The organism is Hymenobacter psoromatis (genome assembly GCA_001596155.1).
Classification (GTDB): domain Bacteria; phylum Bacteroidota; class Bacteroidia; order Cytophagales; family Hymenobacteraceae; genus Hymenobacter.
The window spans coordinates 3,307,137-3,320,057 of sequence record CP014771.1 but is presented as its reverse complement, the minus strand read 5'-3'; the positions used below and the strand labels follow the sequence as shown (position 1 = coordinate 3,320,057).

The following is a 12,921-nucleotide window of genomic DNA, read 5'->3' as shown; positions in this document are numbered from 1 at the left end:
AACAACGCTATTGCTTGCTGCTGCTGAGCGGCGGGCTGCGCCTGGCGCAGGCGCAGGCCCCTACCCCCCCCGCCGCCGGCCCACGTCACGCTTAGCGGCTACGTGCGCGACCTGGCCACGGGCGAAAATCTCATTGGCGTGGCCGTGGTGCAGGCCGGCACCGGGCTGGGCACTGCCACCAATACTTACGGTTTCTACTCGCTCACGGTGCCCACGGCGGGCCTCGACTCAGTGCGGCTAGAGGCGCGCTACCTGGGCTACGAGCGCGGGCGCTGGGCCGCGCCGGCCACCGGCAGCGCGCAGCATACCTTCCGGCTGCCTGCCGCCACCAACGAGCTGGCCGGCGTGGAGGTGGTGGGCGACCGCCAGGCCGCCGACGAACGCGGCCCGCGCAGCACCCGCATGGGCACCATCAACGTGCCCATCGCCCAAATCAAGAGCCTGCCCAAATTCATGGGCGAAACCGACGTGCTGAAGGTGCTGCAACTGCTGCCCGGCGTGCAGAGCGGCGGCGAAGGCAGCAGCGGCCTGTATGTGCGCGGCGGCTCGCCGGACCAAAACCTGATTCTGCTCGATGGCACGCCGGTGTATAACGCGGCGCATTTATTTGGCTTCTTCTCGGTGTTTAATGCCGATGCTTTGAACAACGTGGAGCTGATAAAGGGCGGCTTTCCGGCGCGGTATGGGGGTAGGCTGTCGTCGGTGCTCGATATTTCGATGAAGGAGGGCAACATGCAGGCGCTGCATGGCGAAGGTGCCATTAGCCTGGTGGCCTCGCGCTTGACGCTGGAAGGGCCGATTAAGAAAGACGTGGCCTCGTTCATCGTCTCGGCCCGGCGCACTTATATCGACGTGCTGGCCCGGCCGCTCATTCAGGCGCAGCTCAAGAATGAAAATCAGGCCGGCTCGCTGGGCTATTATTTCTACGACCTCAACGCCAAGCTCAACTGGAAGGTGAGCCCGCGCGACTGGCTCTACCTGAGCGCCTACCGGGGTTACGATAATTTTGCCCCAACCCGCCCCATGAAAACTGCTTTACTCCTGCTCGCCCTGGCGGCCCTGGCCGGCTGCGAAAGCGTGGTGACCGTGACGCCGCCGGCCTACACGCCGCGCCTGGCGCTCACCTACACGCTCAGCAACCAGGCGCCCACGGCCGGCTACCAGCAGTATTTCAGCGAGCGCAGCGCGTTTGCCAGCACCAGCCAGGCTATTCTGGTCAACAAAAACTTTGCGGGCCGCACCGACGCTACCATCGAGCTGCGTGATGCCGACGGGCAGATAGTGGAAGAGTTTCGGCCCGATACCAGCCGCTTCGCCCGCCAGCCCACCTACGACCGCTACGGCTCTTACATCCCGGTGCGCAACTACGTGGGCGTGCCGGGCCAAGCGTACTTGCTGCGCGCCAGCGCGCCCGGCGTGGAGGCCGTGGAAGCGACTATGACCCTACCCTCTCTGCCGGCCGTGGAGGCGGTCAGCTACGTGCCGCTGCCCCCACCCGCCAATAATAACTTCTTCTCTACCCCTTACTACGGCCAGTTATCGTTCGCCATTCCCGACCCGGCGGCCACTACCGATTACTACGTGGCCTACGCCAGGACCCTCGACGCGGCCGGCCGGCCCTGGGGTTATGCTTTTGAGGATGAAAGCCTGCGCAGCAAGGATGGCCCCACCATCAACCTCAACCGCTTCGCGCTTTCCTCGACCAGTAACACCAACGCCGTTATGCCCGTGAGCGACGCGGGCCGCCAGGGCCAGCGTCTGCTGTATAGCAGTGCCATCTGGCTGTACTACGGCGGTGGCTATGCCTCCAACCAGCCCGCCCCGCCCCCACCGGCCTACCTCGAACTCACGGTGAGCAGCGTCCCGGCCAGCACCTACGATTTCTACCAGTCGGTGTAGCGCTACCGCGAGGCCAACGACAACCCCTTTGCCGAGCCCGCGCCGCTGCGCTCCAACGTGCAGGGCGGCTACGGCTTGTTCGGCGGGGCCACCGACGTAGTAGTGCGCATCAAGATATAAAAACAGCGAAGACGCGAGCCAGCCCGCGCAGTGGGCGTATCCACGAACCGAAGGACAGCGAAGCTAAATCCGGTAAATCTGCGGTAATGATTCGGTAACACGCCGCTAGCTTCACACGGAGCTAATTTTGCGGGCCGGCTACCCACTCTGGCTCCTCTTTATGTTCGGACTTGAACCCCACGTGTTGCTGCTGCTAGCTGCTTGTTTGCTGGCAGCCTGCGCGTTTGAATTCGTGAATGGCTTTCACGACACGGCCAACGCCGTGGCCACCGTTATTTATACCAACACGCTGCGGCCCTGGGTGGCGGTGGTGTGGTCGGCGTTCTGGAACTTCATCGGGGTCTTTTCGGGCGGCATTGGCGTGGCGATGGGCATCGTGTATTTGCTGCCCGTGGAGAGCCTCGTGGACCAGAACGTGTACCACGGCATTGCGATGGTGGGCGCGCTCATCGTGGCGGCCATCATCTGGAACGTGGGCACCTGGTACTACGGCATTCCGTCGTCGTCGTCGCACGCGCTTATCGGCTCCATTCTGGGGGTAGGGATTGCGTTTTCGCTGCTGCCCGGCGGCCAGGGCGCGGCCGTGAACTGGGGCAAGGCCGGCGAAAGCGGCCTGGCGCTGCTGCTGAGCCCCATCCTGGGCTTCACCTTCACCATTCTGATGATGTTTTTGCTCAAGCGGTTTTTCCCGAGCAAAGCGCTGTTCAAGGAGCCCCACAAGCGCAAGCCGCCGCCCTTGTTCATCCGCCTCACGCTCATCACCACCTGCACGCTGGTGAGCTTCTTCCACGGCTCCAATGACGGCCAGAAGGGGGTAGGGCTAATTATGCTGATTCTCATCGGCATCGTGCCCATTCACTTTGCCCTCGATGTCAACAAAAACCCGCTCGACCTGCGCGCCTCGCTCACCAAGGTCGAGTACGTGGTTAATCGCTTGGATGCCAATAGCCTCAGCGCCAAAGACCAGGCGATGCTGGCCGCCGTGCGCACCCAAACCGCCGACCTCGACCGCGTATTCGCCGGCAAAAACCAGGTATCGGACCTGCCCAAACAGGCCCGCTTCGAGATTCGGCGCGACATTCTGCTGCTCGCCAACCGCGGCAAGCAGTTGCTCGGCTCCGACCAGCTAAGCATCAGCACCGCCGACCGCGAAGCCTACAACAAGGCCATCGAGGAGATGAAAACCTTCACCGACTACGCGCCCTGGCAGGTGCTGCTCATGGTGTCGCTGTCGCTGGCTGCCGGCACCACCATCGGCTGGCAGCGCATCGTGAAAACCATTGGCGAGCGCATCGGCAAGGAGCACCTCACCTACGCCCAAGGCGCCAGCTCGGAGCTGGTGGCGGCCGCCATGATTGGCCTTAGCACGCAGTCGGGCCTGCCCACTTCCACCACGCACGTGCTCACCTCGTCCATCGCGGGCAGCATGGTGGCCAGCCGCGGCGTCAAGAACATCAACCCCGAAATGGTGCGCAGCATTGCCCTGGCCTGGGTGCTCACGCTGCCCGTCACGATGGTGCTCTCGGGGCTGTTGTTTCTGCTGTTCCGCTCGTTCGCGGGGTAGCCCCTACCCCCCTCCCCCAGCCATAAGCAGACACGAAAAAGCCAACCCGGTTAGGGTTGGCTTTTTTGCTAGGCTCCTTGGCCAGGTGAAGCGGTGATAACGGGTGAATAATCCCTGCTTCACCGAGTTATCCACTTATCCACAGCCAAAAACGGCCTTTTTGTGGATAACTTTTGACCCTCGTGGATAATCCGGGGAACTTTCAGGCTAATGCCAAGACGGCCTACTTGGGCCACTGCACCTCCAGGTCGTCGTTGATGAAGACGCCGAAGTTCACGAATTGCAGCAAACCTTCTTCGAAGTACATGTCAATCATCGACTTCTCGTAGGAGAGGCGTACCTCGCCGCCTTCCATCGTTTCCACTTCGGGGGCGGCCTGGTGGTGGCGCTTCATCAGGTCCTTTATTTTATCCAGCGGCTGGCCGTAAATAACCTCGCCGAAGAGACGCAGTCCGGGGTTATCGGTTTCGATGCAGCTGAGACGGAAGTCATCTTCGCGGTCGAAGTAGAGCGAAAGCAGGTGGTCGTCCTCGTAGTAGTTCCAGGCCTGGTGCTCAAACTCGTCCTCGTCTTCCGACTCGTCGATTTCCTCGGGCTCACCCACCAGGGTGCGCACCTCGTCCATCGTGGTGCCGAAGCGCAGCGGGCCCATGCCGGTGCCCAGGATAATTTCGTTTTCCTCGATGCTGCTGGGGGTCGTCGTCGGGGTGCTCATGGGGGATAGGGAGTTTAAAGTTGGTGCAAAGGTAGCCGGGCCACACCCGTCTGTCATTGCGAGCGCAGCGCGGCAATCGCACCAAAACGACACCCGAACGATTTCGTTCTGGTGCGATTGCCGCGCTGCGCTCGCAATGACAGACGGATTTTTTACTTTTCAGGTACGCTAGTTAAAACTATGCCCTTTAGGGCAAGACTTTAGTTGCTACTCCCTTTTGGCAGTTGGGTAGCTTTGCGGCATGAAGCAGCGCACAGGTAGTCACTCGGTTCATAAGCTAGATGTGCATTTGGTCTGGAGCACGAAGTACCGCTACAAAGTCTTGGTGGGGGAGGTGCAACTGCGTTGTCGGGACTTGTTGCGGCAAACCTGTAATACGTTGGATGTGCAGATTCTCAAAGCAGGGCAAAAGCACCAAACGGTTAGTTAGCGTCTGGGGGCTGTGGAGCTAGCTGGCGGAGCAATTGTCGGAGGTAGTCATCATCGCGAGCCGCTTTCTTGCGCTTGCGTGGCAGACTCATCTTCGTTGGCTCACGTCGTAAGAGGGTGAGAGCCAGCTTGCGTAGGGTAGAGAGGTTGCGCGGGGCGTGGCCCTGGCGCACCCGGCAGGCATCCTCGGCAAAGGTGACATCCAGGTGCCAGTGCAGGTCGTTTTCGATGCCCCAGTGCCCGCGCACATAGCCCGCCAACTCGCCCGCACTCGCTTGCGCCAGCGAGCTCAGGTAGTAGCGCGTACTGTGCTGCTCCCGCCCCTGTTGCCAGCGCCGGGTCTGCACGCAGACCACCGCCGCCAGGCCCGCCCACTCGGCAGCTTCCTCCACCAGATTCAGGTTCCGGCTCACCCATACCCGGCGTTCCTCGCCGCGGCCGTGGTCTTTTTCGCGGCTCACAAAGGCCGGCTCCTGCCGCAGTAGCGGGGCAAGGTGGGCCTGCACTTGCTCGAAGAGGGTCCGCTGGTTCTGCTTGAGGGCCAGCACATAATCAGCCCGGCGCTCGACCAGCGTCGTGGCAATGGCGCGCTGACAGCCGATGGCATCGATGCTCACCACGCTGCCGGCTACCTCCACCAGGTCGAGCACTTGGGGGATGGCCACGAGTTCGTTGGCTTTGCTGGCCACTTGGGTCTGGGCCAGGCATAGGCGCTGTTCGGTCGCCCAGACGCTGACCAGCTGCACGCTGGCCTGGCGCTGGCCGGGCAGGCAGGTGCCGCGCACCTGCTTGCCATCGATGGCCAGCTGCTGCCCAGCCAGGACCCGCATAATGTCCTGCCCCCAGTGGGTGAGGCTGGCTTCAAGTTCGACGGGATTCAGGCGGCTGAACACGCGCTGCAACGTATAAGACGAGGGGATGCCGGCGGGCAAGCTCAGAAACTGAGCGAGCACGGCCTGTTTGTCGCAGGCGTAATCATAAATCTGCTCAAAATCTTCGCAATCAGCCAGTAAGCCGCATAGCACCAGCCAAATAATATCGCTTAGCTCGTGTAGACAGCGCCCCTCCACCCGATAGTCCGTTACCTGCCAAAAGAAATCCGCTACTTCTTCTTCCATCCCCAAAGGTCGCTAACTTACCTTTTGGTGCTTTTGCCCTGATTCTCAAAGGGGTGGTGAGCAAAGACCATATTCATCTACATGTGTCGTATCCGCCTTTCTTGAGTGTGAGTGACCTCATGCGCCGGCTAAAAGGACGAAGCGCCAAGCTCCTGTTGCAGGAATTTCCCGAACTCAAGCGTCGGTATTGGGGCGGGCATTTTTGGGGTATTGGCTACGGAGCGTGGAGCGTAGGAAATATCACGGATGACATCTTGGAGGCGTATTTAAACCATCACAAAGACCAGCCCAACGGGGACGAGAATTTCATTCTGGAATAACCTACTTTAGTAGCTGGCTTTCAGTCGGCTTTAGCCGAAACCGCCGAATTTCATTCGCCCTTAAACCTATGGACTTACAGTCCATAGTCTTTTAGTTTCCATATTTTTCCTCAAATAAGGCTTTCTGGCGCTGGTAGTCGGGCAGGGCTTTGGCCTCGTCCCACTTGGCTTTGAAAATGGCGGCGGCTTCCACTTTATCCACATCGGGGTGGGGATTACGGGGCAATTCGGCGCGGCCGTGGGCACCGCTCTGGCCTTTTTTGTCGGCGGGCACGGGGCCGGCGTACTTCTTGCCGCCGGCGTGGTTGGCGTAGCGCCGGGCGCGGGTGAAGCCCATCTGCAAAAACTTGCGCGCCATGTCGGCCCCCACAAAGTCCCCGGCCTGCAAATAAGCCTCGAAGAGCGCCCAGATGGCCGCCGACGACTCGCGGGCCGCCGCCGCATCCTTGAAGCGCCAGTGAGGCAGAATTTCGCCCTTGTAGGGCTGCACCAGCAGCACGCCCTGCTCGCCCTTGCCCACGCGGTATAGCTCGGGGTGCGCCCGAAAGTCGGTGGCGGCAAAATCCAGGTCGTAATCGAAGGGCATTAGGTGGGGCGGGGGCGAGCGGGCCGCGAGCAGCCGCGGGCACTTTTCAACGGCCGGCCGCCGCCCAGGGTTGGCCTGGCCCGAGGGGGGTAGGGAATCGGCCAGCCCGAAGTTTTCCACAAACTTAAATTGTGAATTAATTTCTTTTTTAAAAATCCCTTTTCTATTTCCATCCATCAGGGCAGTGGATAAGTGGATAACATTGGCGAGTTGTCCACAGCGTGGATAAGAGGTGCACAACTACGGGCTTATGCACCGGCTTTCCACAGGCAATGTGCATATCATTGGCCTGTTGATTAAGAACTTAACTGAGTTTTCCACTATTCACAGGGGTTATCCACGTTTCCACAATCCACAGGGGGTAGGCAGTGTGAATAGTGTTCGTAGGCGGGCCGAGTTATCCACGGTTATCCACAGCGCCGGCGAACTGCTTGCCGAGCCACATTACCAAAAAAACTTGTCCGCATTTTATCCACCGTTCGGCAGTGGCTTTCCCCAAGGTTATCCACAAAAAAGCCGGCCCGATGAGCCGGCTGTGGGAAACCTGGTGGATAACTAGTGGATAAAGGGTAAAAACCGGCCTCAGTAACTGGAAATGCAGGTGAGTTATCCACCATTCCCAATGCGAAACGGCCTCAACCGGAAAGTTGAGGCCGTTTATGCACGTAATTCCCCGAAATCACCCAAAATTGCTTCGTAGTAAGCCGCGGTTAGGTAGTAGTTATACAATTTGGGCCAGTTGTGGGCTGCTACTCAGGGGATAAAGTGCTTTTAGAGCAGTCGCCAAGTCGGTGTACAGGGCGGGCTGCCGGCTTTTCGCCGGCTGTCCGCTCTTCGCCAGAACGAGCGGCGCGCACGGCGAGCGGACAGCCGGTGAAAAACCGGCAGCCCGCCCCGTGCATCAACCCGGAAACTACTTTGCATCCCTACCCCCCGCAGAACCTGGAAGGCACTGCGAATTGCCTAAAAGCTCAGGTTTTCCTCGTCTTCCCAGCCGGCGCGCACCTCCAGGGTTTTGGGGTAGAGGTAAATGGGCTCGGCGGGCAGGCGCAGGTTGGGGTCGCCGCCGCGCCAGTGGCCGTCGCCATCCTGGTCGAGGAGGGCGCGCAGGCGGTATTTGCCGGGCGCAAGGTGGTCGAAGCGGTAGGTGCCGCGCGGCGAGCGCAGCTGCGCTATCACCTGAAACTGGTCGTTGAGCAGCTGCAGGTCGAATTGCGGCGTCTTGCTCGTGATAGTGCCCAGAATAATACCGCTCGGGTCCTGGTCGGTCACGGCCAGGCGCACCGGCCGGCGCAGCAGCAGGCTCTGGCCCGTCACGGCCACGATGGCCGTGGTGTCGAGGCGGATTTCGACCGTTTTCAGCGCCTTGGTATCGATGCTCACCGTCAGCACGGTGCGGTCGGGGCTGAGGCTGGCTTCGGCCGGCACGCGCAGGGCGTGGGTCTTGATGGAGTCTTCGGTAAGCGTGCCGGGGCTCTTGCCCGACACCAGCAGCACCGGCACCGGAAACCGGAATTTCACCTGCCCCTCGCGGTACACCGAGCGCGCGCCGCCCACCAGAATAGTGCCGGCCGGCGGCGTTTTCTTGCCCGCCGCCGTGGGCACCGGGAAGCGCAGGTTGAGCGTGTCGCTCCGCGCGTTGCCCACGCTGTCGCTCACGGCCAGCAAATAGCGGCCATCGCCGAGGGCCGGCGTTTTATAGATAAGCAGTGAGTGGGCCTGGTTGGTGAGCTCGGTGGCGGCCTGCACGGCGGCCTGGGCCTGGGCATCGGCGGCGGGTGCCAGGGAGGAAAGCGTGGCGGTGCGCAGGCCTTCGTTGAAGGACAGGCGGGCCTGGAGGGCGGTGGTTTCGAGGCTGGTGCGGCGGGGGGGTAGGCGGTCGGGCCGCACCAGCACCAGGGTGCGCGGCGCGGTGGTGTCGCTGACCAGCAGCGGCGCGGGCAGGTAGGCGATTTTCTCGCCGTCGTCGAAGCGGCCGTTGTTGTTCTTATCGACCCAGGCGTAGATATCGTAGGGCGCGGTGCGCACGAAATTGAGCTTAAACTGGCCCTTGTCGTCGGTGCGGGTGAGGTAGTAGGGCTGGCCCCGGCGCACGCCCACCGTGTCGGTGGTGCGGTAGAGGCCCACCACGGCGTCTTTGGCGGGGCGGCTCGTGAGCAGGTCCACCACGCTGCCGCGCACCACGCCCGAGTCGAGGGTGGCGCCGGTGCTGAAACTCAGGGCCTCATACTTGGCCGGCAGGCTCTCGTTGGCATCCACGATAGCCTTGCGGAAGTTGAACGAGTAGGTCGTGTTCGGCTCCAGTGGTTTTTTGAAGAGCAGCGTCACCGCGTCGCGGTCCGGGCGCACCGAATACGGGTTGTCGGGCGGCAGCTGCGGGGTAATGAGCAGGTTTTTAGGCAGCTCTTTCACTTGAATAGCCTCCGAAAACGTGAGCTTGATAAACTGCTGCTTCACGTTGCGGGCGGCGCTGTCGGGCGAGGTAGCAATGAGGTGCGGCGGCGTTTTATCGCGCGGGCCGCCCTGCGGCGAGCTGATGGCCGCGCAGCTGCCCAGCGCCAGCAGCGCCGCCAGCGCGCCCGCGCTTAGCCCGGAGGCCCTACCCCCCCCCTTACTCCACAACGAACGAAAAGCAGCGTGAAAACTCATCAGCAAAAAAGCGGCGGAAAAACTGGGCAAAAATAACCGCTGCCGTTGCGGCGGCCCAAGCTAGCCGGCGGCCCGTTCCGCTACGTAGAGCACGCTCGAATAGTGCCCGCCATTTTGAGCGGCGTGCTGGTTCGAGCGCCAGCCGGCCCGCAGCATGGCCAGCGGCGCGGTGCCTTGGGCGGGCGCGCGCAGCTGCTCGCTCAGCATGCTCACGTAGTAGGCATCGAGCGGCAGGGGTAGGGACTCAGCGATGCGCAGGCCGTGGCGGGCCAGCAGCCGTCGCATGGTGTCGGGCACGAAATGGTAGAGGTGGCGCGGCACGTCATAGGCAGCCCAGTCGTGGCGGTAGTGCTGGGCGTCGAGGCTGTCGGGGTTGGGCACCGCGATGAGCAGCCGGCCGGCTGGCTTTAGCGCCGCCACCAGCTGGGCCAGGGTTTCGTTGAGAGTATGCACATGCTCCAGCACGTGCCACAGCGTCACGATGTCGAAGCTGGCGGGGGGTAGGGCGGCCAGCGCGTTCGCCTCCAGCATGGGCTGGCCCACGCGGGCGGCGGCGGCCTGGCGCGCGCCGGGGTTGGGCTCCAGGCCCGTTACCTGCCAGCTTGCGCGTTTGGCCCGCGCCAAAAAGTGGCCCGTGCCGCAGCCGTAGTCGAGCAAGTTCCCCGCCCTACCCCCATTCAGCTTCGTGATGAGGGCCACCTTGCGCCGCATGGTGAAGAAGCGCGCCATCCGGTACACGCGGTTCACCAGGCCCCGCGCCCCTGAGTTGTGCGATACGTAAGCCGCTGACTCATAGTATTGCCCAATGCTAGCTGCGTCGGGCCGGGGGTTGGTGAACTGCAAGCCGCAGCCCGCGCACTGCTGAATGGTAAACGTCTCCTGGCTCACCGACTTGTCCTGCACTTGCAGCCTGGCGGGCAAATCGGTGCCGCCGCATACCGGGCAACTTTCTAGTAACTCGTTCACTCGGTTGAATTATAAACTGCTGTTACGCACTATCTTATTCGAGATGGTAACGGGGAGTAGCGCGAACTTTGTAGTTCGCGTCCCTGCGCCGTTACAATGGCTTTAACGGCGCGGGAACGCGAACTACAACGTTCGCGCTACTCCCCGTTGCGTAACAGCAGTTATAAATTATGAAGTAGAAATTATGAATTAAAAACCGGGCTGCGGCGGATATTAAAACGCTCTTACCCAATTCATAATTCATAATTTACAATTCATAATTATCTATTGAGGTACACCATCAGCACCGATACGTCGGCCGGGCTCACGCCGCTGATGCGGCTGGCCTGGCCCAGGGTTTCGGGCTGAATCTTGAGCAGCTTTTCGCGGGCCTCGTGGCTGAGCGCGGGCATGGCCCCGTAGTTGAGGCGGCCCTGAATGCGGAAGTCTTCCAGCTCACGCATGCGCTGGGCCTGCTGCTGCTCCTTCTGCAAATACGTCTCGTACTTGGTCTGAATAATAGCTTGCTCCTGGGCATCGGCGCTGAACGCGGCCAGCTTCGCGGCCAGCGCGGGCAGCGCGGCGGCCAGCTCGGGCAGCTCGATATTGGGCCGGCGCAGCAGGTTGAGGGCGCGGGTTTTCTCGTGAATCTCGGCCGAGCCTTTTTCAGTTAAAAAGCCATTAATCGTGGCTGGCTCGATGCCGAAATTGGCCAGCACGGCCAGCGCGGCGGCGGTGTCGGCTTCCTTCTGGCGCACCCGCGCCAGGCGCTCGTCGCTGGCCAGGCCCAAGGCGTGGCCCAGCGGCGTGAGGCGCAGGTCGGCGTTGTCCTGGCGCAGCATAATGCGGTGCTCGGCGCGGCTCGTGAACATGCGGTAGGGCTCGTCGGTGCCTTTGTTGATAAGGTCGTCGATGAGCACGCCGATGTAGGCCTCGTCGCGCCGTAGCGTGAAGGCAGGCTTGTCGTGGGCGCGCTGGTGGGCGTTGATGCCGGCCATCAGGCCCTGGCAGGCAGCCTCCTCGTAGCCAGTGGTGCCGTTTATCTGGCCCGCCAGCCAGAGGTTGCGCACCGGCTTGGTTTCGAGCGTATTAGTGAGCTGCGTCGGCGGGAAGAAGTCGTACTCAATGGCGTAGCCGGGCCGGAACATCTTGGCCTTCTCAAAGCCCGCGATTTCGCGCAGAGCGCGGTACTGCACATCTTCGGGCAAGCTGCTCGAAAAGCCGTTCACGTAGCATTCCACGGTGCTCCAGCCTTCGGGCTCCACAAAAATCTGGTGGCGGTCCTTGTCGGCGAAGCGGTTGATTTTGTCCTCCACGCTCGGGCAGTAGCGCGGCCCCAGCCCCTTAATGCGCCCCTGAAACATGGGCGATTTCTCAAAGCCTTCGCGCAGGATGTTGTGTACCCGCTCGTTGGTGTAGGTGATGTAGCACGGGCGCTGCCCGGTGAGCGGCGGCGTGTCGAGGTACGAGAAGCGGCTCGGGTTGGCGTCGCCGTCCTGCACTTCCATCTTGGAGTAGTCGAGCGAGCGGCCGTCCACGCGGGGCGGCGTGCCGGTTTTCATGCGCCCGGCCTCGAAGCCCAGCTCCACGAGCTGCTCCGTGAGGCCGCGGCTGTTCTTCTCCGCGGCCCTACCCCCCCCAAAGTTCTTCTCGCCAATGTGAATGAGGCCGTTGAGAAAGGTACCATTCGTCAGCACCACCGTTTTGCTCCGAAACTCGATGCCCAGCGCGGTGGTAATGCCCACGCAGGCACCGTTTTCAACGAGCAAACCAGTCACGGCTTCCTGCCAGAAATCGACGTTCGGAATCTGCTCCAGCGTCATGCGCCAGTCTTCGGCGAAGCGCATGCGGTCGCTTTGGGCGCGTGGGCTCCACATGGCGGGGCCTTTGGAGCGGTTCAGCATCCGAAACTGAATCATGGTGCGGTCGGTGATGAGGCCCGACTGGCCGCCGAGCGCGTCGATTTCGCGCACAATCTGGCCTTTCGCTACCCCCCCCATCGCGGGGTTGCACGACATCTGGGCGATGGTATTCATGTTCATCGTCACCAGCAGCACTTTCGAGCCCAGGTTGGCGGCGGCGGCGGCGGCTTCGCAGCCGGCGTGGCCCGCGCCCACCACAATCAGGTCGTATTCAGTATCGGAGAACATAGCGCAAGGTTTCGCAAGGTTAAAACCAGGTTCCGCAAAGATACGCCCGCCTGGAAGGAGCTGCCCGCGGCCTAAGTCCGTAGCAACGCAGGCGGCCGCAACATAATTCTCAGGGCCTCACGAAACCTTCCCTACCCCCGCTCTTCCAACTGGCTCAGCAACTTACGGAAGCCCCCGCAGGCGAGTCGTTCTGGCGGGCACCTCACCCCCTGACCCCCTCTCCGAAGAGGAGAGGAGACACCGGTTTAGAAAAGGCGGCATTGGGTTCTGCTCTAATGCTTTGAATAGAAGTGAATTAAGCCCAAATTTTAACCTCTTTTGCATTTCCGGTGTCCCCTCTCCTTTTCGGAGAGGGGGTCAGGGGGTGAGGCACCCGCCAGAACGTAACAACTCTGGGCGACAAGGCACCCCGAAGAGCAAGATAAA

General features: G+C 61.7%; 9 protein-coding genes and 1 pseudogene. 4 read left to right on the top strand and 6 right to left on the bottom strand.

What is annotated here, in order from left to right:
• Window positions 1–102: 102 nt before the first annotated feature.
• Both A0257_14105 and A0257_14100 read left to right on the top strand, forming a co-directional pair.
• On the top strand, window positions 103–1,899 hold the full coding sequence (locus tag A0257_14105; protein ID AMR28108.1) for a hypothetical protein: 1,797 nt from the start codon (window positions 103–105) through the stop codon (window positions 1,897–1,899).
• A gap of 280 nt (window positions 1,900–2,179) precedes the next feature.
• Window positions 2,180–3,583 (top strand): nuclease PIN, encoded by a 1,404-nt coding sequence (locus A0257_14100; protein AMR28107.1) that lies wholly within the window; start codon window positions 2,180–2,182, stop codon window positions 3,581–3,583.
• Window positions 3,584–3,806: 223 nt separating this feature from the next.
• Here the strand turns inward: A0257_14100 and A0257_14095 are convergent, their stop codons facing one another.
• Window positions 3,807–4,298: a hypothetical protein gene (locus A0257_14095; GenBank protein AMR28106.1), complete on the bottom strand. Its 492-nt coding sequence runs from the start codon at window positions 4,296–4,298 to the stop codon at window positions 3,807–3,809.
• Between the two features lie 241 nt (window positions 4,299–4,539).
• Between A0257_14095 and A0257_14090 the strand changes: the two are divergent.
• Window positions 4,540–4,698 (top strand): annotated as a pseudogene (locus A0257_14090) (transposase).
• 22 nt (window positions 4,699–4,720) lie between these two features.
• On the opposite strand, the gene A0257_14085 reads toward A0257_14090, so the two are convergent.
• A complete protein-coding gene (locus tag A0257_14085; protein ID AMR28105.1) occupies window positions 4,721–5,845 on the bottom strand; it encodes a hypothetical protein in 1,125 nt (374 codons plus the stop codon).
• A gap of 119 nt (window positions 5,846–5,964) precedes the next feature.
• Here A0257_14085 and A0257_14080 point away from each other — a divergent pair, with 119 nt between their 5' ends.
• A complete protein-coding gene (locus A0257_14080; GenBank protein AMR28104.1) occupies window positions 5,965–6,165 on the top strand; it encodes a transposase in 201 nt (66 codons plus the stop codon).
• Window positions 6,166–6,256: 91 nt separating this feature from the next.
• Here A0257_14080 and A0257_14075 read toward each other — a convergent pair whose 3' ends face one another.
• The 4 genes from A0257_14075 to A0257_14060 all read right to left on the bottom strand — a co-directional run bounded on the left by A0257_14075 (window position 6,257) and on the right by A0257_14060 (window position 12,495).
• Window positions 6,257–6,751, bottom strand: a complete 495-nt coding sequence (locus A0257_14075; protein AMR29775.1) for a hypothetical protein — start codon at window positions 6,749–6,751, stop codon at window positions 6,257–6,259.
• 963 nt (window positions 6,752–7,714) lie between these two features.
• The gene (locus A0257_14070) at window positions 7,715–9,430 is read right to left on the bottom strand and encodes a hypothetical protein (GenBank protein ID AMR28103.1); all 1,716 of its coding nucleotides are present in this window, start codon (window positions 9,428–9,430) and stop codon (window positions 7,715–7,717) included.
• Window positions 9,431–9,460: 30 nt separating this feature from the next.
• Window positions 9,461–10,366, bottom strand: coding sequence for a methyltransferase (locus tag A0257_14065; GenBank protein AMR28102.1), 906 nt, complete (start codon window positions 10,364–10,366; stop codon window positions 9,461–9,463).
• Window positions 10,367–10,626: 260 nt separating this feature from the next.
• Window positions 10,627–12,495 carry a tRNA uridine(34) 5-carboxymethylaminomethyl synthesis enzyme MnmG gene (locus A0257_14060; GenBank protein ID AMR28101.1) on the bottom strand — a complete coding sequence of 623 codons (1,869 nt, stop codon included), beginning with the start codon at window positions 12,493–12,495 and terminating at the stop codon, window positions 10,627–10,629.
• Window positions 12,496–12,921: the final 426 nt, after the last annotated feature.